Below are 22102 nucleotides of genomic sequence, written 5' to 3'. Positions count from 1 at the left end.
TTATTGGCCGCTGCGTTTACGCTGATAAAGGCCATCAAGCTGCTTGGCATAGGCTTCGCGGATTTTGTGGCGACGAATTTTCATCGACGGCGTCAGCATTTCGTTGTCGATGGTAAAGGCTGCTTCGGCAAACATGAAGCTGCGTACCTTTTCAATGGTCGACAGGCGTTGATTGACGTGATCAATCGCAGTGCGGATGACTTTGCGGAATTCTTCGTTTTTGCCGAGGACTTCAATATCATTGGATAGTCCATTATCGCGGGCAAATTCGCGCATGAAGTCTTCGTCCGGCCAGACAACCGCCACCAGATAGGGTTTGTCATCGCCATAGACCATGGCTTGTGAAATCTCGGTCTCGAGCGTCATCAGGCCTTCGATCCGCTGGGGCGAAATGTTGTCGCCGCCGGAATTGACGATGATGTCCTTCTTGCGATCCGTGATCATCAGGCTGCCCTGTTCATCGAACTTGCCGATGTCACCGGTATGCAGCCAGCCATCAATGATGGCGGCAGCCGTCACGTCGGGCAGGTTCCAGTAACCCTTCATCATGCTTTCGCCGCGAAGCAGGATTTCACCATCTTCGGCGATTTTGACTTCCGCGCCGACCATAGGCGGGCCGACTGTGCGCAATTTGTTGTTTTCGGCACGGTTGCACGAAACCACCGGGGCAAATTCGGTCTGGCCATATCCCTGAAGAATGCGAATGCCGCAAGACACAAACAGAACACCCAGTTCATAATTCAGCGGTCCGCCGCCCGATACCATCGCCTTGATCCGACCGCCAAAGCGCTGGCGTAGCTTGCGACGCAGAAGCAACTCGCAGGCAAAGTTCTGAAGCTTTTCTAGAAGGTTAAGCCGTTCGCCTTCGTAATTCTTGCGCCCCAGACGCAGGGTCAGGTTAAACAGCTTTTGCTTGATGCCGCCTTCCTTTTCGACCATGCGGCTCATGCGCTGATAGAGCATTTCATACAGGCGCGGCACAGCCGTCATGATGGTCGGGCGTACTTCGGCAAGGTTGGCGGCCAGTTTATCAAGTCCCTCGGCATAATAGATCTGCGCATCAATACTGATCGGGAAATAAAGCCCCGCAGTATGTTCATAGGAATGCGACAGCGGCAGGAAGGACAGGAAGATTTCTTCATCAATGCCAAGGGTTTCGATGATGTCAAACGCACCCATGCAGTTCGACAAGATCGCCCCGTGGCTCAGCATCACACCTTTGGGCGATCCGCCCGTGCCGGATGTATAAATCAGGCAGGCAAGATCATCGCGTTTGATCGTCGAAATCCAGGCATCAACGTCATGGGTCAGGCCGCGCCCCTTGGCAATCAGATCGTCCCAGCGTGAAATGGTGATATCACCAACAAAGCTTTGGCCCCATTCTTCCATCATGATCGCATGGCGGCAGCGCCCGCTATCAAGGGCGGCGTGCAGGAAGGGCTGAGCTAGTTTCTTGGTCGAGATGATGGCAATCGCCGCACCACTGTCCTCGATCGCGTGCAGGTGGTCGCGTTCGGTATTGGTGGTGTAGGCGGGAACGGTCATTGCGCCAACGCACATGATGGCAAGATCGGCTATGCCCCATTCGGTGCGGTTTTCCGACACCAGCAAAACCCGGTCGCCGGGACGCACACCGATGTCATAAAGCGCACGTGCAAGTGCGCGGACCTGATCGGCGGCCTCTTGCCAGTTGGTGGGGATAAATTCCTTGCCTTCGGAATCCTTGGTCCAAAGAAACGGCGTATCGCCATGTTTCTTGGCTTTTTCAAAAAACATGGTCGGCAAGTTTTGCCAGTCGGCATAATCCTGCAAACTCGTCATGACGTTTCCTTGCCTCACTTTTTGATCACGGGAACGGGCAATCTTTGCGCTGCCCTGATGGGGACGTTGCAATAAACCTTATACCTGCACAACGGCCGCGCAGATTGGAATAAACGAACGTTCCAAGATGAATTTGTTATCAGGGATTGCACAATTGCGCAGCCTGAAAATGACATTTTAAAGTCCGAATTGTCACCGATATCACAGCAACGTGCGTTTCAATGCCTTGTTCCGGTGTAACTGTACTGCAAATTGCAGTTTGTTTGGGCTGGATATGGCTTTGCGGTTGTCGATGGTGCAAGGAACGATATGATCGACCCAGCAATTTGAAACCGTATCTGTCAACAGGTCTGGTGCTATGGCTTTCACAGGCTATATATCGGGTCAGGATGATCAAAGAGACTGTCTGGAGGACAAATGAACGCGATCAACAAGAATTTGCCGACCTGGGATCTGACCGATCTCTATAACGATCTGAAAGACCCGAATATCCGGCGCGATCTTGATGATGCCAAAAGCCGCTCTCAGGCATTTCAGCAGACCTATCAGGGCAAGCTCAATGACCTGTCCGGTGATGAACTGGCAACTGCCATTGCCGAATACGAAGCCATCAGCGAAATCTGTGGCAAGATCGGCTCCTTTGCCCAGTTGAAATATGCGGGTGATAGCTCGGACGCGGCCATCGGCCAGTTCTATCAGTTCGTTCAGGAAGAAATGACCGGCATTTCCAGCCTGTCGCTGTTCTTTGGTCTTGAAATCAACCGGATCGAAGACGCGTCACTGGATGCGAAATACGAACAAAGCGAAGCACTGCGTCGTTATCGCCCGTGGCTTGACGAAAACCGTGCTTTCCGCCCGCACCAGCTTTCCGATGAGGTCGAGCAGGTCCTGCATGAGCGCCGCGTCGCCGGATCGGCCGCATGGGTGCGCCTGTTTGACCAGACCATGGCGGAATTGCGCTTCCCGATTGATGGCGAAGAGCTGACTATGTCGGACGCTGCGAACATGCTGTCATCAAGCAAGGTCGAAGATCGCAAGAAAGCCGCGAAATCAATCGGTGACGTTCTGGGCAAGAACATCAAGCTTCTGGCGCACATCACCAATACCCTTGCCAAGGACAAGGAAATTGATGATCGCCTGCGCAACTTTGCAACCCCGGTTTCATCACGCAACCTGTCCAACCAGGTCGAGGATGAAGTTGTTGATGCGCTTAATACAGCCGTGAAAAACAGCCATGCCGATCTGTCGCACCGGTATTATCGCCTGAAAGCGAAATGGTTTGGTGTTGATCAGCTTGATTACTGGGATCGCAACGCGCCACTGCCCGATGATGATGATCGTCAGATCGACTGGGATACCGCGCGTTCGACCGTGTTGAAGGCGTATGGCGAGTTTTCCCCGGAACTGGCAGAAGTCGGTCAGAAATTCTTTGATAACCCGTGGATTGATGTGCCGCCCCGTGCGGGCAAGTCATCGGGCGCATTTGCCCATCCGACCGTGCCGTCTGCGCATCCGTACCTTTTGCTGAATTATCACGGCAAAACCCGTGATGTGATGACGCTGGCCCATGAGTTGGGCCATGGTGTGCATCAGGTTCTGGCTGCAGAGCAGGGCTATTTCCTGTCTGATACGCCACTGACCCTGGCGGAAACTGCGTCGGTATTTGGTGAAATGCTGACCTTCCAGTCGATGCTGCGTTCGGAAAGTGATCCGAAGATGAAGCGCATCATGCTGGCGGGCAAGGTTGAGGACATGCTCAACACCGTCGTGCGTCAGATCGCGTTCTTTGAATTCGAAAAACGCGTGCATGAAAAGCGCCGCGAAGGTGAATTGACCGTTGATGAGATCTGCGAGATCTGGATTGCCGTACAGCATGAAAGCCTGGGCGATGCCATACGCTATGAAGATGAATACAAGTACTACTGGTCTTATATTCCGCACTTCATCCATTCGCCGTTCTATGTTTATGCCTATGCCTTTGGCGATTGCCTGGTGAACTCGCTTTATGATGTTTATCAGGGTGCCGAAGACGGCTTCCAGCAGAAGTATCTTGATATGCTGAAAGCCGGGGGCACCAAGCGGCATCAGGAACTTCTGGCACCGTTCGGACTTGATGCATCGGACCCGGCCTTCTGGCAGCGGGGCCTTAATATGATCAAGCGTATGATCGACGAGCTGGAGGAGCTTTCCTGAGATGAGTGATAACGACGATGATTACACCGCCGCGAACGAGGAAAACAGGTTTGGCGGGCGGGTTCGTCGTTATGCACGGGTGGGGGCTTCGGCCAGTAAACTGGCCGCGCGCCTAGCCACCGGAAAAATGTTCGGCGGCGAGATTGATCACGCCAAATACGCCGCCGAACTGACATCTGCCCTTGGTGGGCTTAAGGGGCCGCTGATGAAGGTCGCCCAGATCCTGTCCACCATTCCCGATGCCCTGCCCAAGGAATATACCCAGGCCCTGGCAGAGCTTCAGGCCGATGCGCCCAGCATGGGCTGGCTGTTTGTCAAACGCCGCATGCGAAGCGAACTTGGGGCCGGATGGCAATCGAAATTCACAGAATTCAGCCACGATGCCGTGGCGGCCGCGTCACTTGGGCAGGTGCACAAGGCAGTCCTGCCTGATGGGCGCGATGTGGCGTGTAAGCTGCAATATCCGGATATGTCGGCAACGGTTGAGGCCGACCTTAAGCAACTGCGCGCAGCCTTTGCGATATACAAGCGCTATGACAGCGCGATTGATGCGCAAAACATTCAGGAAGAACTGACCGCCCGCCTGCGTGAAGAACTCGACTATGAGCGTGAAGCCAAGCATATGCGCCTTTATCGCCATATGCTGGCCGATGAGGCGTGTGTTCATGTGCCAGAACCGGTTGATGAGCTGACCACCAAACGGCTTTTGACCATGACCTGGCAAACCGGGCAGAAATTCAAACACTTCCTTGAAAGCGATCCCGATCAGGATGCGCGCAATCAGGTGGCGCTTAATATGTTTCGCGCTTGGTATGTGCCGTTTTACCGTTATGGCGTGATCCATGGCGATCCGCATCTGGGCAATTACACGCTGCGTGATGACCTTTCAGTCAATCTTCTGGATTTCGGCTGTATCCGCATTTTCAAGCCCGATTTCGTAAGAGCGGTGATCACACTTTATGAGGCGCTCCGTGACGAGGACGAGGAAAAGGCTGTTTCAGCCTATGAAAGCTGGGGCTTTGAAAACCCATCACGTGAACTGATTGATGTGCTCAATATCTGGGCCAGCTTTGTGTATGGCCCGATCCTGGATGACCGCGAACGCAAGATGGGTGAAACCAACTCTGTCGCCTATGGCGCAGAGGTCGCGGGCAAGGTTCATCAGGAACTCCGCCGTGTCGGCGGTGTCAAACCACCCCGCGAGTTCGTTCTGGTTGACCGCGCAGCGGTCGGGCTTGGCGCGGTGTTCCTGCGTCTTGATGCAGAGGTGAACTGGTATCGCCTGTTTAACGATCTTGTCGGCGATTTTGACGTGGCAAAACTTGAAGCCCGTCAAAAAGATGCACTGGCCCAGATCGGTTTGGAACGCCCCGACCAATAAGGCGCGCCAGGCGCATTCACCAACATATCCGGACCCAAGCGAGTCGGGTTTTCAATGCAGAGTCGAGTGCCCGTTTGGGCAAATTGCGCGATGGAAAATCCGATTTTTGATGTCTGATCCGGTTTGGTTTCCCAAAAATCGAGAATATTTTTGCGAACCTTTTTGCGTTTGCAGCGTTCCCTATTGCGTGCCCATTTGGGAATAAATGAAGACTTGGGCGTTTATTTGTAAGATAATATTCACTTACAACGTGAGGCGAAAACAGGGGAAACTGCCAAAAATCAACGTTCTATTGTGTGACGATCCGGATCAGGACCTGTTCCATAATGGAAATGAAATGTGCGAATTTCCGCACATAATGGATTTTTCGATATATTAACTGATATAAAGTTAAAGTGATTTTTTGTCGGTTTTTCGGATTGTGGTTGCGGATCAGAAATCGCATCTTGCTTTCAACGCAGACATGCAGGGCGTCATTGATTGTTTGTCCTGAGCACCAATGGCGGGTGGGACCTGATATGTCAGCAAGGTTTTTTCCTTGTAATGCGTGGTGGGAAAGTGGGCGGTTTCTTCTGCGATTGCTGAAGAACCGCCTTTTTCTTTTTCGGGCCGCTTTAGGTGTAGGTGTGCTGGCCCGGATGATTTGAACTGGACAAGGGTTGCCCGGTGATCGGTCCAAAAGGAACGCGAAATGACGTTCTGGAACCGGTTGCTTTGAATGAAGACGGATTGTCAAACTGACCAATCATTTAGGGAAGGAGGTCAAACGCGATGAAACTGGCCGTTCCAAAGGAAATATGGCCCGGGGAAAAGCGCGTTGCCGTCACGCCAGAGACCGTAAAAAAGCTTAAGGCTCTGGGGTTTGACGTTGCAATCGAGGCTGGCGCCGGAATAGACGCCGCCATACCGGATGATCGCTTTGTCGATGCTGGTGCAACCATTGCCAAAACAATGAAAACCACCGTGAAGGATGCCGATGTCATCTTCAAGGTGCGCCCACCTGTCATTGACGGCAAAACCAACGAATTAACCGCCTATAAAAAGGGGGCCGCCGTTGTGGCCCTGCTTGAGCCCTATGATCGCAAGGACCTGATCGAAGCGATGGCAAAGGCCGGTGTTGATGGCTATTCGATGGAACTGATGCCGCGTATTTCACGCGCACAGTCGATGGATGTGCTGTCCTCGCAATCCAACCTGGCGGGTTATCGCGCCGTTCTGGATGCCGCCCATGAATTTGGCCGCATCTATCCGATGATGATGACGGCGGCGGGCACACTTGCACCTGCACGCGTTGTCGTGGTCGGGGCCGGTGTTGCCGGCCTGCAGGCAATTGCAACCGCCAAGCGCCTTGGTGCCGTTGTATCGGCATTTGATGTGCGCCCGGCCGTGAAAGAACAGGTTCAGTCGCTTGGCGGGACCTTTATTGAAGTCGAAGACGACACGGCATCTGATGCCGAAACTTCCGGTGGCTATGCCAAGGAAATGTCGGACGACTACAAAAAGAAACAGGCTGAAAAGCTGAAAGAGGTTCTGACCAAAACCGACATCGTCATTACCACAGCGCTTATTCCGGGCCGTCCGGCACCGGAAATCGTCACTGCTGATATGGTGGCGGGCATGAAGCCGGGTTCGGTCATTATTGATCTGGCGGCTGAGCGTGGTGGCAACGTTGCAGGTGTGAAACTTGGTGAAACGGTGATGACCGATAATGGCGTCAAGCTGATCGGTCCTGCCAACATCACCAGTTCCGTCGCAACCGATGCAACGGCGATGTATGCCAAGAACCTTTTGAACTTCATCACCCTTTCTGTCGATAAGGACAAAGGCACGCTGTCGTTTAATGGCGAGGACCAGATCATCGCCGAGACGCGCCTGACCCATGATGGAAAGGTCGTTCATCCGAAATTCGGCGGGGAGGAGGTCGCAAATGGCTGATCAATCCGTAGCCCAGAATGCAAATGAACTCCGCGATGCCGCCCTTGGCCTTGCGGAAAAGGCCGCAAAGCTTGCCGATAGTCTGGCAAGTGGTGCGTCCGATGCCGCTGGCACGGCCGCGGTCGCGGTACAGGGATCAGGCGTTAGTCCGACTGTCCTTGGCCTGACCGTATTCGTCTTGGCCTGCTTTGTTGGCTATTACGTCGTGTGGAAAGTTACCCCGGCCCTTCATTCACCCCTGATGGCTGTGACCAACGCCATTTCGTCGGTGATTATCGTCGGTGCGCTTCTGGCAGCAGGCCCGGTGGAGATGAACTTCTCCAAGATGATGGGCTTCATTGCGGTGGTGTTGGCCTCGGTCAACATTTTCGGTGGCTTCATCGTCGCCCAGCGCATGCTGCATATGTTCAAGAAAAAGAAGTAGGGGGAACACACAATGTCGGAAAACCTATCGGCTTTCCTGTATCTGGTGGCCTCGGTCTGCTTCATTCTTTCGTTGCGCGGACTTTCGTCACCTGAATCGGCCCGGACCGGGAACATCCTTGGCATGGTGGGTATGGCAATCGCCATCTTTACCACGCTGGCAAGTCCGGCCGTGCTGTCATACACAACCATCATCGTCGGTATTCTGATCGGTGGTGCGATTGGTACGGTCATCGCGCTCAAGATCCAGATGACCGCCCTGCCACAACTAGTTGCGGCCTTCCACTCGCTGGTCGGTCTGGCGGCGGTGTTTGTCGCAGGCGCAGCACTTTATTCGCCGGGTGCCTATGGCATCGGAACGGCGGGCAATATCGGTGCGGCCAGCCTGATTGAAATGGGGCTTGGTGTTGCGATTGGTGCGATTACCTTCACCGGATCCCTGATTGCGTTTGGTAAGTTGCAGGGAATTGTTTCGGGCACGCCTGTCCGGTTCAAGGGGCAGCATATGCTTAACCTTGCCATCGGGATTGCCATTGTTGTCTTTGGCATCATCCTTGTGGTGACCGAAAGCCATACCGCATTCTGGATCCTTGTTGCACTTGCCCTTGTTCTGGGGGTTACGCTGATCATTCCGATTGGCGGCGCAGACATGCCGGTCGTTGTTTCCATGCTGAACTCGTATTCGGGTTGGGCGGCATGTGGCATCGGCTTTACGCTTCAGAACAGTGCGCTGATCATTACCGGGGCGCTTGTCGGTGCGTCGGGTGCGATCCTGTCCTACATCATGTGCAAGGGCATGAACCGCTCGATCTTCAATGTCATCTTTGGTGGCTTTGGCGCAGAGGGCGAAGCAGCCGCAGGTGCTGGCGGCGATGGTGATCGGTCGGTCAAATCCGGCTCGGCCGATGATGCGTCCTTCATCATGAAGAACGCATCGAGCGTCATCATCGTGCCGGGCTACGGTATGGCCGTGGCACAGGCACAGCATGCGCTGCGTGAAATGGCCGATATCCTCAAAGCCGAGGGTGTCAAAGTCCGTTACGCCATCCATCCGGTGGCCGGACGTATGCCGGGTCACATGAACGTGCTTCTGGCCGAGGCCAGCGTGCCTTATGACGACGTGCTGGAAATGGAAGAAATCAACCGTGATTTCGGATCGGCTGACGTTGCCTTCGTGATTGGTGCCAATGATATCACCAACCCGGCAGCCAAAACCGACCCGGCAAGCCCGATCTTTGGCATGCCGATCCTTGAAGTCGAAAAGGCCAAAACGGTCCTGTTCGTCAAACGCGGCATGTCAGCCGGTTACGCTGGCATCCAGAACGAACTGTTCTTCAAGGACAACACCATGATGTTGTTCGGCGATGCCAAAAAGATGTGCGAAGAAATCGTCATGCATCTCGATAACTGATCAAGCCATTCGGTTTGAAAAGACAAAAGGCGGCTCCGATGGGGCCGCCTTTTTTTCGGCGCTACAACGTCTTATAGTTCTGTCATGCTTCGCCCTGAAGTTTTGGTTCGGAAGGTCGCATGTTTCGCTTGGTAAGGGTTTCTCTGTTTCTGGTGGTTGTGCTGTCTGTGGCGCTGGTTGCGTCCATGGGGCTGACGATCCTGACCTATGTCCGGCTGACGGCCGAGGAGCCGATTGCCAAGATGTATTTCGAGCCGCTTGGGGAGGATTTGTTCGAGGCCCATCTGGCGGCGGGCGAAGGCGGGGATGTCGGCATCTTTGAGATTTATGGCGATCAGTGGCGGATTGATGCCGAGTTCATCAAGCTGAAACCCTGGGCCAATGTGATGGGCATGGATGCGCGCTATAAGCTGGTGCGTTTTGAGGGGCGCTATCGCGATATCAATGATGAGAACACCAAGCCGAAGATGGCCTATGATCTGGGGCAGGGCGATGTGCTTGATCTGATGAACTATCTGGCGGAATGGAATTTTCTGGTCGATGCCGAATATGGCAGTTCAACCTTTACCGATATCAAGCAAGACACGCTTTATACCGTCTATCGCACCCAGTCGGGCATCATTGTCCGGTCTGAGCCGATGCCTGATCCGATTGGCTATGAGCCGACGATGATGGATGACGTCCGGGCGTGGGTATCGGGCAACTGATACATCCGGGTTTCTGCGCGACAGGAACGTGAGGTCCGAAACCGGCGAGCAACACTGGGCTCTGCCCCATATCCTTTTGCCATCGTTAACCGCACCGCTCAGTCAACTGAACCGGTGCCAGATGGATTGGATAGATCATGTTGCTTGAAGACAAGGTTGTTATCATCACCGGTGCAAGTTCCGGGATCGGCGCTGCATCGGCCAAACTGTTTGCCCGGGAAGGGGCAAAGCTTGTGCTTGCGGCACGCTCGGAAGACCGACTTGATCAGGTTGTGGCGGAAATCAATGGGGCAGGCGGCAAGGCATTTGCCCTTGCCGGGGATGTCTGCGACGAGGCGTTTGCCAAGGCATTGGTTGATGCAGCGATTGATGAATATGGTGGGCTTGATGTGGGGTTCAACAATGCCGGAACCCTCGGATCACCCGGTGCGCTGAGTGATATTGATGTTGGGGAGTGGGAGAAAACCATTCGAACCAACCTGACATCTGCCATGTTCGGGGCGAAATACCAGATGCCCGCAATTGCCAAACGCGGCGGCGGATCGGTTATTTTTACTTCTACCTTTGTTGGACATACCATTGGCCTGCCGGGCATGACGGCCTATGCGGCAAGTAAAATGGGCCTGATCGGGATGGCGCAATGTCTGGCCGTGGAATATGGCGGCGCCAATGTGCGGGTAAATGCGTTGTTGCCGGGCGGAACAGATACCCCGATGGTGGCAAGCTTTGCCAATGATCCGGAAGCACGGGCAATGGTGGAAAAGTTCCATGCGCTCGGTCGGATCGCCGCGCCAGACGAAATTGCCAAGGCGGCATTGTTTCTGGCATCTGATCATTCAAGCTTTGTGACCGGATCGGCCATGCTGGCCGATGGTGGCAACTCGATCTGCAAGGCTGCCTGATCAATTCTTGACCAAGCCATGACTGATGCCAAGGCCCAGAAAAACCAAACCCGCCCGGATTGCTCCGAGGCGGGCTTGGCGCACGGGTCCGAATTTAGCGAACTAAATTCGATCGTACAGTCACGTTCGAGATACCCCGAAAGTGAAAAAGACTAGAAGCCTTCGCGCTCGATGCGCTTACGCTCCAGCTTGCGGGCACGACGGATTGCTTCCGCCCCTTCGCGAGCTTTCTTCTCCGACGGCTTTTCAAAGTGGCGACGGAGTTTCATCTCACGGAAAATGCCCTCGCGCTGCATCTTTTTCTTAAGCGCTTTCAGAGCCTGATCGACATTGTTGTCGCGAACGATTACCTGCACGGAAACCACGCTCCTTTCAAAAAAACAAAAACACCCGGAGTGCGGAATGCCCCCCGGTTGGATTTACGGTCAAACTGACCGTGGGCTGTATATAGTGCAAATCTGGCAAAAAGAAAAGAGGGAAGGGGATATTCGCCTTGGGCGTTTATTGGCCGCGTTTTGGCGAACCCTTTGGGCAATTACCGGGTTTTCCGGTTTGGTTGCTTTAAAACCATGTGGCGATAACCATATGGTAGAAATGCATTAAAGGTTGTTATAATGCTTTGAGATAACAACATCTATTGCCTGATCCTGATCGGGTAGATGATCTGGTTTCCCCGGATTTCCGGGCGGGATATGCAAACAGCTCGGAGGATGGGAAATGGAAGGTGGTTTGCGCGAAACGGCGATTGCACATGCGCCGTTTTTTGTTACTGCCCCCGGTGAAACAGATGTTTTATTCACCATTGTTGTCTGGTTCGTGGTGTTGGCGGTGTTTGGTGCAGGGGCGCTTTATCTTAGCCTGCATGCACTGCCCGAACGCATGGCCCATCACGCCAACCATACGCAAATCCAGCTGATTAGTATCCTGACCCTTCTGGCATTGTTTACCCATAACAACCTGTTCTGGTTGGCTGCCCTTGTAATTGCGGTGGTTCAGGTGCCGGATTTCTATAGCCCGCTCCAGTCGATTGCCCAGTCTGTCAAGGCAATGGCGCGCAACAAGGGGACTGTCGACGACTCGCCCGTTGTGTCAGAGCCAGTAACGACGCAGGAGAATGCCAAAGATGTTTGAGCTTCTTTTGTGTTCGCTGTTCACCATCTTGCCCGATTACCTGTTCCGCCGTTACAAGCAGGGCAAACGCATCGGCAAGGAAATCACCCTGTTTTCCGTCTGGTATGAGCTGCGCTATGGCATTGTTGGCTGTGCGATCCTGACGATCACGCTTATTGCGACTATTTTCTATTTCCATCCATCGACCATGAATGTGTCGTCATTTTTCAGAACAGTGACGATCCTGCCGGAAAAGGGCGGGCGCGTGGTCGAGATTTATGTCGATAACGAGCAGGTCGTCGCGGGCGGTGATCCGCTGTTTCGCATTGATAATAGGGTCGAACGCGAAGCCGTCGCCATGGCCGAGCAGCTCATTGCCGAAATCCGCGCCCAGTTGGATGTCACCCGTGCCGACCTTGCCGTCGCCGAGGGCAATGTTGAACAGGCCCGCGGTGCCTATAATCAGGTGCGCGACGAGCTTGAAGTCAAAGCCGATCTTTTGTCGCGCGGGAACAATGCGGTTTCGCGCCGCGAGGTCGAACGCCTGGAAGTTTCCCTAACAACCCGGCAAGGCGGGCTGAACGCGGCCCTTGCAAGTATGACGGTGATTGAAACCAAGCTTCAAAGCCTGCTTCCGGCGCAGCTTGCCAATGCGCAAGCGGCACTAAGATCGGCAGAGGCGGAGCTTTCCAAAACCGTGGTGCGTGCCGGTGTGGCCGGAAAGATCCAGCAATTTGCCCTGCAAGTTGGTGATTATGTCAGTCCGGTCCTGCGTCCGGCGGGAATCCTGATCCCGGAAAAGGACGGCGAGACGATCTATCAGGCAGGCTTTGCCCAGATCGCCACACAGGTGGTCAAGCCCGGTGTGATTACCGAGGTTACCTGTGCGTCATTGCCGTTTGAAATCATCCCGATGGTGGTGACCGACGTGCAGCCGGTCATTGCCGCTGGCCAATTCCGGCCAACGGACCAGTTGCTTGATATCACTGATCGCGCACGGCCGGGCACCTTCCTTGCCAAGATGGTGCCGCTTTATCCGGAAACGATCCGTGATGTGCCGCTTGGCAGTAAATGTGCCGCCAATGCCTATACCAACACCCATGATCAGCTTGAAGATCCTGATATCGGAACAGGGCGGTGGCTGTTTTTGCATATGGTGCAAACAGTCGGTGCCGTGCATGCCATCCTGTTGCGCGTGCAGGCATTGATCTGGCCGATCCAGACTCTGGTCTTTGCGGGACACTAGGGCAGGGCATTAGGACTTTACAGCCGGTCGTTTTTGGTTGGATATAGGGCCATGTCGATCCTTAAAATTGCCCGGATGGGCCACCCGGTTCTGCGCCGCGTTGCAGACCGTGTCGAAGACCCGCTTGATCCCGAAATTCAGCGCCTGATTGCTGATATGAAGGACACCATGAAGGATGCCGGGGGCGTTGGCCTTGCGGCACCACAGGTGTTTCAGTCCCTGGCGATCATGGTCTATTACGTGCCGGCCCTTCGCAAAAGCAACGATCCCGACGATGGCGAGGTGCCCTTGAGCGTTCTGATCAACCCGGAAATCGAGCCGATTGGCGATGAAATCGTTGATGGCTGGGAAGGTTGTTTGTCGATCCCGGGCCTTCAGGGTGTGGTGCCGCGATGGAACAAAATCCGTTACCGCGGGTTAAATGAGAAGGGCGAAGCTGTGGAACACACCGCCGGTGGTTTCCATGCCCGCGTGGTTCAGCACGAATATGATCATTTGATCGGGGTGATGTATCCCGAACGTATGGAAGATATGTCGTTGCTTGGATTTAACGAGGAATTGCGCGAAAACCCGCCCGAGACTACCTTTAGGCAGTCGGTTGCGACCGATGCCGGATCTGATGATGAGGAGGCCTGAATGTCTGTCACTGAAAGCATGACCCGCCTGCAAGCCCAGCGCGAAGCACTGGTCGAGGCAGCCCTTGAGCATGTGCCGTTTGATGGCTGGACCAAACAGGCCCTGCAGGCTGGTGCAGAGGACCTTGACCTTGCCCCGGGCGAGGTCGACCGACTGCTGCCCAACGGCATTCGTCAGGCCATCGTCACCTATGTCGAGCTGACCGATCGCAAGATGGTCGCTGCCCTTGATGAAATGGGCCTTGAGAACCTTAAAATTCGTGATCGCATTGCGGCGGCGGTCAAGACCCGCCTTGATCTGGTCGAAGATCAGAAAGATACCGTGCGCGCAGCCCTTGCCTATATGACCCTGCCGCAGAATGCCGCCCTTGGTCTGAAACTGACCCATGGCACTGTGGACAAGATGTGGGTTGCGGCCGGTGATACCTCGACCGATCATAACTGGTACACCAAGCGGATGCTGCTGGCTGGTGTCTATGGATCAACGCTTGCCTATTGGCTGGATGACACGTCCGAAGGCCATGCCGATAGCTGGGCATTCCTGGATCGCCGGATTGGCAATGTCATGCAGATCCCGAAAATCACCGCCAAGATTGGCAAGGCTGGCAAGTTTGCCGCCGCCCCGTTTAAAATGGGGGCCAAGATTGCGCGTTGCATGCCAACGCCGGGCCGGATGCGCCGTCAGTTTGGTGGTTAGACCTGGCAGTTTGGAGTATCATATCTTTGCGTTAACCCAATAAGGCTGAAGAGGTCTGGGGTGCCTGAAAAAAACGACAGATGCTATCTCAGTTCAGACGGTCATAGCTTTGTTGGTCGGGTTTATGACTTGGGAATCTGTGTTGGCTACTTCGATACGTACGAGGAGTTGTCGAAGTATCCTGACTGCTTATACGTATTCAATGTTCAAGGACGGGTTGGAAGCTTAGTCACTCGGGTGGAGTCCCTCAACAGCGTAGGTGACTTGTTCTGGCTTTCAGAGGAGTTTATCCAAGGACGATTACCAGTCTCAAAGTTTGAATGGATAAACTTCTCGGCAGATTCATTTTTAATGAGGATAACGTCTCTATCTGACTGCGCAGCATTGCTTGTAAACGAAGTATATGAAACAGGTTTGCCGGCCAGAAAATGTACAGTCCAGAAGTTATTCAAGGCTGATATACCGGAAGAGGTATGTCAGATTCTGGCCGATTTACAGAGTGCCCCCGAAGAGCTGCGCACAGAGAGAAATCAACGTTTTCATCATGGCTTCGAAAGAGGCATCTCTTCAGACAGTCAAGCATTTCGTGATGTGAGTTTTCATGAACATCATGGTAATAAAATTACTGGCGTTGACCGTAATGGTATAAAAATTGATACCTCTCGATATATGAGAGAGGGGCTCTCGGAAATGCAAACAGAGTTCAATAAATCGTGCAACAAAGTTCAAGGTTTACTGAAATGCATCTACGAGATGATCGAACCTGAGTTTGAGGACCGCTTCCACAAGAAGTTTAATGATCCCGAAACTGGCTACGGCTATCTAAAGCTGTCTAAAAGACATCGTATTTAAGGTTCTGATCCAAATTCTCCAACGTTTGGTGATTTAGTAGGAACTCTCTCACGAAAGCTTTGGTGTGTCCTGATCAGAAGGTGTTTGTCAGGAAACTTAAAAGCGTCATGTCGGGTTTGTTGGCTTCTTCCATTTCAGATGCCAGATCAATCTCGATCGGATTTTCCGGGCGCTGTGGTTCAAGCTCATCCTCAATCAGGGTCTTAAGCGCGTTGGCGTCATCGGCTTCCTGAAGGTCATATTTTGGCGGCTTGGCAGCAAGGGCGACCAGTTCGGACGGCGGGGTGCCCATCCAGATGCCCTTTTTGTTGTCCTTGGCGAACTGCTGATCACGCAAATAGGTGCTGCAGCTCGGATGGGTGTCGCAGCTGACCATATCGACCATCGCCCACCCGGCGCGCAGGATCAGGCGGTTCAGATCGACCTGACCCATCTGGCATTCGGTCAGCATCGGGAACAGTTGCACGTCCGAGACCTGCTGACATTTGATCGCATAGTTTTCAATGATGCGATCAAGCGCCTGAGCCGCCGCCGCACCACACTGGAATTCGACCGATCCGGCCCGGCAGATCATGCCGGGTTTTGGCGCGCGAATGCCAAACAGTTCGACAATCAGATTGCCAAAGCGCAGCTTGTCGCCTTCGATCACATCCGGGAAGCCTGCGGCACCCGGTGTGGCCGTGGCTTGGTTCGTGCGGCTTTCAACAGCGATCAGGCCAAGGGTCAGTGAAAGAATGATCAGAAGTTTTTTCATCACATGTCATCCGTTAAGAGTTTCCTGCCCCTTCAACAGCAAACCGGATGCCAATCAACTGGGCATAAAATGCCAGTCGAGTGATGTTTTGTGTAACGTTATGAATCACATACGAAAAAGCCCCGGAGACACTTGGCATCCGGGGCTTCTTGTTGTTTTGGTCGGTGTTCAAGTTTGCCTTATTTCGGCAGAACCCAGGTCACATGGCCCATCTTGCGTCCAGGCTTTGCTTCGGCCTTGCCATAGAGATGCAGTTTGGCATTCGGCTCGGTCAAAATTGCCTGCCAGTCATTGATGTCGTCACCCAGAAGGTTCTTCATGCGGGCCTTGGAATGATGGGCCGGATCGCCCAGCGGCAGGCCGCAAACAGCCCGGATGAACTGTTCGAACTGGCTGGTGATGCAGGCATCAATCGTCCAGTGACCGGAATTGTGCGGACGCGGCGCGACTTCATTGACCAGAATGTCGCCTTCAGAGGTGACAAACATTTCAACCGCCAGAAGCCCGACAAATTCCATCGCGCTGACCAGCTTGATCGCGATGTCTTCGGCCTTTTTCGAAAGGTCGTCTGCGATTTCAGCCGGGGCAACGGTGACATCAAGGATGTGATTGGTGTGCACGTTCTCGACCGGGCAGAAACAGGCGGTGTCGCCTTTAACGCCACGGGCAACAATGACGGAAATCTCGCGCTCGAACGAGATGAAGCCTTCAAGGATGGCCTCGGCCCCGCCCATTTCAGACCAGGCTTCGGCAAGGTCGGTATCAGCAGCGATCTTGACTTGCCCCTTGCCGTCATAACCCAGTTCAGTTGTTTTCAGAACCGACGGACGGCCAAGCTTGGCAACGGCGGCCCCAAGATCGGCAAGGGATCGGACCGCCTCAAACGGCGCGGTGCCAATGCCATGATCATTGCAGAAGGTCTTTTCGCGCAGGCGGTTTTGCGAAATGTGCAGGCATTTCCAGCCCGGACGGACCGGCACAAGATCGGCCAGCAGTTTGACGCTGTCATGCGGGACGTTTTCAAATTCAAACGTCACCACATCGACATCCTCGGCAAAGGCGCGCAGGGCATCAAGGTCGCTGTAATCGGCAACAGTTGCCTTGGCGCAGACCTGTTCGGTCGGGCTGTCGGCACCGGGGCCAAACACATGGACCTTATAGCCAAGCTCCGCCGCACAGAAGGCAGCCATGCGGCCAAGCTGACCGTTGCCCATAATGCCAATGATGCTGCCCGGGGCGATGATGCGCGTGTCGAAATCCGTCATGTATTCCTCGATCAAAACTCGCCCATCTGTCGGGCAATCGTCAAATCTGGTGCAATCAAACAAAAACGCGCCCCGTCGGGGGCGCCTTTTTCAGATCAGGATATCAGGGTGCCGGGTCGACCGGCTCGTCTGCGACCGATGCGGTCTGGGCTGCGCGCCAGTCATCAAGGCGGGCGGCAAGGCCATCATCCATAAGGGCCATGATTTCGGCCGCCATCAGGCCAGCATTCTTGGCACCGGCAGAACCGATGGCAAGGGTGCCGACCGGAACGCCGCCCGGCATCTGAACGATGGAAAGCAGGCTATCAAGGCCCTTAAGGGTACGGCTTTGAACCGGAACACCCAGAACCGGAAGCGGGGTCATGGCCGCAGCCATGCCCGGAAGGTGGGCCGCACCACCGGCACCGGCGATGATGACCTTAAGGCCGCGCGACTTTGCCGTTTTGGCATAGTCATACAGGCGATCAGGCGTGCGATGGGCGGAGACGATCTTGGTCTCGTACGCGACGTTCAACGCATCAAGGACATCTGCTGCATTTTTCATGGTTTCCCAGTCTGACTGGCTTCCCATGATAATGCCGATGACCGGGGTTTGATCGCTCATAGTGGCGGCTCCGTTTCGGGCGGTTTCATGAAGGCCCGCATTATATGCAGCAAGTTCTATCATGCAAGCTTGCTTGCGGGATTGTCTTATCGGGAAAAGCCTTGTATATGATGCTGACCTTATTAAGAAATCCATGAAGTAATGGCAAATCGCAGCCAATGTCACTCAGGATTGAAAATATTGGTGAATTAATTGCGTTTTTGATCTATTATTTACCATTGCCTTATATAACTGTGCAGGTAGCACGCGAAGGTCAGACATGAAAGTCACAAGACCAGGATCAATGACACCCTCTATGGGGGGCGGGGATGGACGATATCCATCAAGCCCTTACGGGATTCTTGCATATGGCAAGGATGCGGGCCGTCGTCGTGCGCCAAATCAGGACCATCAGGTTGATATCGACACCGACGCCATACCTGATCCGGTCGACAAGACACCCTATCACACCCCCGATATCGCAAACGTTCTGGGTATTCCGGATCAACAGGTTACACCTGCGGTAGAACAGGCGATTGGTCGCCTGATGGTGCGCATCAACGGCCTGACCGAAAATCTCAATGAACTGAAGCAACGCCAGGCCCATCTTGCCCGCAATGAGGGCCGCGATCCCTTTACCGGCGCGATCAGCAGGCCGGCCTTCATGCAGATCCTTGAAAACGAAATGTCACTGGTTGGCGCGGACCGGACAAGCCGCATGGTGTTGATGTGCGAGTTGGCCAATCTTGACGATATCCTGCAACTTCACGGGCAGGACTGCAAAGACGGCCTGTTTAACTATGTCCGGCGCATCATGGCCGATTTCATCATGGCGCCGCATCATTTGGGATATCTCGGCTGCAATGACTTTGCCGCCCTGATGTACAATGTTGACGAGGAAGATGTCTGGCAACGCGTTGACGCCATCACAAGATGGCTTGATCAACATCCCTATACCCACAAGGGCAAACCAATCCCGGTTGTGCCGGTATTCGGGCTTTATCACGCGCAAAGCGGTGATACACCGGCCTCGGCCCTGAAGGCGACAGATGCGGCCCTGCGTGCACACAAGGAAATGTATCTGGCCCGGCTGGATCGCATTCCGCAGGGCATCTGATTACTTCCCATTTTACATCAGGCAGATTTTGACGTGGCCGCTGGTAAATCAGGCGATAATGTCTGGGACCAGCTGCGACTCGATATAAAGGATTTCGTCCTTTAAGGCCAATTTGCGTTTTTTCATGCGGCCAAGACGCAGTTGATCATGATGGGGGGCCTGAACCATTTGTTCGATGGCGACGTCCAGATCACGGTGTTCCTCGCGGAGCGAAAGAAGTCTCTTTTCAATCTCGATCTGATTGATTTCGTCCATTTTTGATCCAGCTTAATAACCAATGCGAGGGGACAGTGATAATACCAGATATCATGTTGGCAACCCATATGATTTGTACCACCCTGTAAAACAAATTTGCCACGATCGGGAAGGAAACAAATGCGCATCGGAGTTTTGACCAGTGGCGGTGATTGCGCCGGATTGAACGCGGTTATTCTTGCGGTGGTCCGCCGTGCGGTTCTTGGCTATGGCTGGGATGTTGTCGGTATTCGTCAGGGAACCCATGGCCTGATGCAGGACCCGCCCCATGCCATTGACCTTAATGATCAGGTCAATAGTGACGGGTTGTTGCGCCTTGGCGGTACGATCCTTGGCACTGTGAACAAGGGCGATCCGTTCCATTATCCGATGCCTGATGGCAGCTTTGCCGACCGATCAAGCGAAGTCATTGAAGGCTATCACAAGCTTGGCCTTGATGCCCTGATTGGCATTGGCGGCGATGGCAGCATGGCGATCCTGCATCGTTTGGCCAAGATGGGCGGCATCAATCTGGTAGGTATCCCCAAGACGGTTGATAACGACCTTGCCCAGACGGAATATTCCATCGGCTTTACCACGGCGGTGAATGTCGCAACCGACGCCCTTGATCGTTTGCAACCAACCGCGGCATCCCATGAACGGATCATGATCCTTGAGGTCATGGGCCGTGATGCCGGGCATATTGCCCTGTTTGCCGGGGTTGCGGGCGGCGCGGACGTCATCCTGATCCCGGAAATGGATTATGACCTGGATGAGCTTAGCCAGCATTGCCTCAATATCCGCAAAAGCGGCCGCAACCATGCGCTGGTGATCGTTGCCGAGGCGGTCAAACGTGATGACGGATCGGCGGTAACCCTTGGCGATGACGGCCAAAAAGTCCGCTATGGCGGCATCGGCCATTGGCTTGCCGATGAACTGGGCGCACGCACCGGCTGGGAAACCCGTGTCACGGTGTTGGGGCATGTTCAGCGCGGTGGCACACCGTCACCGCGTGACCGTGTGATTGCTTCGGCCTTTGGGGTGCATGCGGTGGACTTGATCGCAGAAAGGAAATTTGACCGTGTCTGCGCCTGGCAACAACGCAAAGTCGTCGATGTTGCGATGGAAGATGTTATTGTCGGCCCGCGGCTTGTTGATACCCAAGGCACGATGGTCTCGACCGCCAAGGGGCTTGGCGCCTATATGGGACATCCGCCGAAAGTTGCCAAAACGGCCAAAACCGTTTGATATCCAATAAAAACACAGCAGGTTGGGAATGGATCAGGAAGAAGTCTGGGCCTTTACGGTCGCGATGTACGGTCGCGATGGCGTCGCCAAGCTGTGCCTTGATCTTCAGGAACGCTGTGACCTTGATGTGAATATGCTGCTTTTCATGTTCTTTCTGGGCCAGAAGGGATTGGCACCGCTAAGCATTTCAGCACTTGAGGCATCTGTACGCGACTGGCGCGAAAACGTGATCAAGCCACTGCGCCAGACACGGCGACACCTGCGCGATGATCCGCGCGCCAGCGCACAGGAATTACGCCAGAAGGTCAAGTCAGACGAATTGCAGGCCGAACGCATCGAGCAGCACATCCTGTGCGAAGCGGTTGAAACCGTGCCCAGTGATGATCCGATGGCCGCCGCCCACGCCTATTTATCACCCAACCGGTTCGCGTTGGATCAGCAGGCCTGTGACAGGGCGCTTGGCGACCTGACGCGGATGATGGGGATCGCCTAGCGCGCGGTTATTCTATGCGCCTGTTTTGGGTTTGCCGGTGACCGGGATTGGATTGGCGGCCTCGGTATCGCCCCAGCGGGCGGTTTCGGGCAGATCAATCTCAAACAGATCAAGAATGCGTCCGCAGCTTTGTGTCACCATTTCATCAAGGGATTGCGGCCGGGCATAGAATGCCGGGACCGGCGGGGCAATGATTGCGCCGTTTTCTGTCGCCAGCGCCATGTTGCGGATATGGCCGGCATGAAGCGGTGTTTCGCGCGCCATCAGGACAAGACGCTTGCGCTCCTTAAGGATCACATCGGCGGCACGCGCGATCAGATTATCTGCGACTCCGCTTGCGACCTCGGCCAGAGACTTCATCGAGCAGGGGGCAATGATCATACCGCGGGCGCGAAAGGAACCCGACGCAATCGATGCACCGATGTCGGCATTGTCATGGGCAACGTCAGCCATCTCCTTGATTTCGCGGATTTTAAAATCGGTCTCATAGGCGATGGTGCGCTCGGCTGCTTTGGAAAGAACCAGATGAGTCTCGATTGGCGTATTTTTCAGCAACTGTAAAAAACGTATGCCGTAAATCACACCCGATGCGCCAGTTATGCCAATGATAAGTCGATCTTTTTGCGTCATGCCAATCCTTGCCGGGCTGTGTTCTTGTTCACGTTTCTGATCGAAACACTGGAAATCATGTTACGAAATTAATACCATCTTGTTGTGGGCAATGTCAGATATAAGGAGTAGGCGAATGAGCGTTCAAAGCCATATCGAAGCTCTAACTGCCAAACATGCTGCACTAGAGCAGGAACTCCACCTCGAGACGCGCCGCCCGGCGCCCAACGATTCCGTTGTTGCAGACATTAAACGCCGCAAGCTTGAAATCAAGGACGAGATAAACCGAATAACCCATTAGCCGTTGTGGCATGGCCAAACGCGTGATCAAGAACACGCGATCCCCCATGCGAACGGTTTGACGACCTCAAAGATTTCCTAACTCTTGCTTTTGCCGCCTCATCTTAACGCCCACGCTTGAGGCGGCAACTTTATGTCTGCACTTCAAAATCACGGGCAACTTCCCACATTCATCATATCGCTGCA

The 22102-nt window shown here is 54.1% G+C and carries 23 protein-coding genes; 16 read left to right on the top strand and 7 right to left on the bottom strand.

The window, feature by feature from the left end:
* On the bottom strand, positions 1-1821 hold the full coding sequence (locus TH2_RS17030) for an AMP-dependent synthetase/ligase (RefSeq protein WP_008891684.1): 1821 nt from the start codon (positions 1819-1821) through the stop codon (positions 1-3).
* Between the two features lie 417 nt (positions 1822-2238).
* On the opposite strand from TH2_RS17030, the gene TH2_RS17025 reads away from it, so the two are divergent.
* The 7 genes from TH2_RS17025 to TH2_RS16995 all read left to right on the top strand — a co-directional run bounded on the left by TH2_RS17025 (position 2239) and on the right by TH2_RS16995 (position 10773).
* A complete protein-coding gene (locus TH2_RS17025) occupies positions 2239-4014 on the top strand; it encodes a M3 family oligoendopeptidase (RefSeq protein WP_008891683.1) in 1776 nt (591 codons plus the stop codon).
* Position 4015: 1 nt separating this feature from the next.
* Positions 4016-5395 carry an ABC1 kinase family protein gene (locus tag TH2_RS17020; RefSeq protein ID WP_008891682.1) on the top strand — a complete coding sequence of 460 codons (1380 nt, stop codon included), beginning with the start codon at positions 4016-4018 and terminating at the stop codon, positions 5393-5395.
* Positions 5396-6166: 771 nt separating this feature from the next.
* Positions 6167-7330, top strand: a complete 1164-nt coding sequence (locus TH2_RS17015; protein WP_008891681.1) for a Re/Si-specific NAD(P)(+) transhydrogenase subunit alpha — start codon at positions 6167-6169, stop codon at positions 7328-7330.
* On the top strand, positions 7323-7754 hold the full coding sequence (locus TH2_RS17010; RefSeq protein WP_008891680.1) for an NAD(P) transhydrogenase subunit alpha part 2: 432 nt from the start codon (positions 7323-7325) through the stop codon (positions 7752-7754). The genes TH2_RS17015 and TH2_RS17010 overlap by 8 nt, the downstream gene beginning before the upstream one ends.
* Before the next feature lie 12 nt (positions 7755-7766).
* On the top strand, positions 7767-9164 hold the full coding sequence (locus tag TH2_RS17005) for an NAD(P)(+) transhydrogenase (Re/Si-specific) subunit beta (protein WP_008891679.1): 1398 nt from the start codon (positions 7767-7769) through the stop codon (positions 9162-9164).
* Positions 9165-9283: 119 nt separating this feature from the next.
* Positions 9284-9871, top strand: coding sequence for a hypothetical protein (locus TH2_RS17000; RefSeq protein WP_008891678.1), 588 nt, complete (start codon positions 9284-9286; stop codon positions 9869-9871).
* Positions 9872-10008: 137 nt separating this feature from the next.
* On the top strand, positions 10009-10773 hold the full coding sequence (locus TH2_RS16995; protein ID WP_008891677.1) for an SDR family oxidoreductase: 765 nt from the start codon (positions 10009-10011) through the stop codon (positions 10771-10773).
* Between the two features lie 152 nt (positions 10774-10925).
* Here TH2_RS16995 and rpsU read toward each other — a convergent pair whose 3' ends face one another.
* Entirely contained in the window at positions 10926-11129 is a 204-nt protein-coding gene (gene rpsU, locus TH2_RS16990) for a 30S ribosomal protein S21 (protein WP_008891676.1), read from the bottom strand.
* A gap of 361 nt (positions 11130-11490) precedes the next feature.
* Here rpsU and TH2_RS16985 point away from each other — a divergent pair, with 361 nt between their 5' ends.
* Genes TH2_RS16985 through TH2_RS16965 form a run of 5 tightly spaced genes read left to right on the top strand, consistent with a single transcriptional unit; the run spans position 11491 to position 15313 of the window.
* On the top strand, positions 11491-11904 hold the full coding sequence (locus TH2_RS16985) for a hypothetical protein (protein WP_008891674.1): 414 nt from the start codon (positions 11491-11493) through the stop codon (positions 11902-11904).
* Positions 11897-13129, top strand: coding sequence for an HlyD family secretion protein (locus TH2_RS16980; RefSeq protein ID WP_008891673.1), 1233 nt, complete (start codon positions 11897-11899; stop codon positions 13127-13129). Before TH2_RS16985 ends, TH2_RS16980 begins: the two co-directional genes overlap by 8 nt.
* 51 nt (positions 13130-13180) lie before the next feature.
* A complete protein-coding gene (def, locus tag TH2_RS16975; protein WP_008891672.1) occupies positions 13181-13765 on the top strand; it encodes a peptide deformylase in 585 nt (194 codons plus the stop codon).
* Entirely contained in the window at positions 13766-14461 is a 696-nt protein-coding gene (locus tag TH2_RS16970) for a COQ9 family protein (protein ID WP_008891671.1), read from the top strand.
* Positions 14462-14521: 60 nt separating this feature from the next.
* Complete coding sequence (locus TH2_RS16965) at positions 14522-15313, top strand: Cthe_2314 family HEPN domain-containing protein (RefSeq protein ID WP_008891670.1); 792 nt, start codon at positions 14522-14524, stop codon at positions 15311-15313.
* Positions 15314-15386: 73 nt separating this feature from the next.
* Here the strand turns inward: TH2_RS16965 and TH2_RS16960 are convergent, their stop codons facing one another.
* The 3 genes from TH2_RS16960 to purE form a co-directional block, all read right to left on the bottom strand.
* Positions 15387-16067, bottom strand: a complete 681-nt coding sequence (locus tag TH2_RS16960) for a thermonuclease family protein (protein WP_008891669.1) — start codon at positions 16065-16067, stop codon at positions 15387-15389.
* A 179-nt stretch (positions 16068-16246) separates the two neighbouring features.
* Complete coding sequence (locus TH2_RS16955) at positions 16247-17332, bottom strand: 5-(carboxyamino)imidazole ribonucleotide synthase (RefSeq protein ID WP_008891668.1); 1086 nt, start codon at positions 17330-17332, stop codon at positions 16247-16249.
* A 103-nt stretch (positions 17333-17435) separates the two neighbouring features.
* Positions 17436-17936 carry a 5-(carboxyamino)imidazole ribonucleotide mutase gene (gene purE, locus TH2_RS16950; protein ID WP_008891667.1) on the bottom strand — a complete coding sequence of 167 codons (501 nt, stop codon included), beginning with the start codon at positions 17934-17936 and terminating at the stop codon, positions 17436-17438.
* A 283-nt stretch (positions 17937-18219) separates the two neighbouring features.
* Between purE and TH2_RS16945 the strand changes: the two genes are divergently transcribed.
* On the top strand, positions 18220-19032 hold the full coding sequence (locus TH2_RS16945) for a GGDEF domain-containing protein (protein WP_040824468.1): 813 nt from the start codon (positions 18220-18222) through the stop codon (positions 19030-19032).
* Between the two features lie 48 nt (positions 19033-19080).
* Here the strand turns inward: TH2_RS16945 and TH2_RS16940 are convergent, their stop codons facing one another.
* Positions 19081-19287 carry a YdcH family protein gene (locus TH2_RS16940; protein WP_008891665.1) on the bottom strand — a complete coding sequence of 69 codons (207 nt, stop codon included), beginning with the start codon at positions 19285-19287 and terminating at the stop codon, positions 19081-19083.
* 120 nt (positions 19288-19407) lie between these two features.
* Between TH2_RS16940 and TH2_RS16935 the strand changes: the two genes are divergently transcribed.
* A complete protein-coding gene (locus TH2_RS16935) occupies positions 19408-20514 on the top strand; it encodes an ATP-dependent 6-phosphofructokinase (RefSeq protein ID WP_008891664.1) in 1107 nt (368 codons plus the stop codon).
* Positions 20515-20542: 28 nt separating this feature from the next.
* The gene (locus TH2_RS16930; protein ID WP_008891663.1) at positions 20543-21007 is read left to right on the top strand and encodes a TIGR02444 family protein; all 465 of its coding nucleotides are present in this window, start codon (positions 20543-20545) and stop codon (positions 21005-21007) included.
* 12 nt (positions 21008-21019) lie between these two features.
* Here TH2_RS16930 and TH2_RS16925 read toward each other — a convergent pair whose 3' ends face one another.
* Positions 21020-21637 (bottom strand): UbiX family flavin prenyltransferase, encoded by a 618-nt coding sequence (locus TH2_RS16925; RefSeq protein WP_008891662.1) that lies wholly within the window; start codon positions 21635-21637, stop codon positions 21020-21022.
* A gap of 115 nt (positions 21638-21752) precedes the next feature.
* Between TH2_RS16925 and TH2_RS20800 the strand changes: the two genes are divergently transcribed.
* Positions 21753-21917 carry a YdcH family protein gene (locus tag TH2_RS20800; RefSeq protein ID WP_008891661.1) on the top strand — a complete coding sequence of 55 codons (165 nt, stop codon included), beginning with the start codon at positions 21753-21755 and terminating at the stop codon, positions 21915-21917.
* Positions 21918-22102 lie beyond the last annotated feature (185 nt).

Source organism: Thalassospira profundimaris WP0211, from assembly GCF_000300275.1.
Taxonomy (GTDB): Bacteria; Pseudomonadota; Alphaproteobacteria; order Rhodospirillales; family Thalassospiraceae; genus Thalassospira; species Thalassospira profundimaris.
Note: the sequence above shows the minus strand (reverse complement) of the source record. Positions and strands in the feature narration are given on the sequence as shown.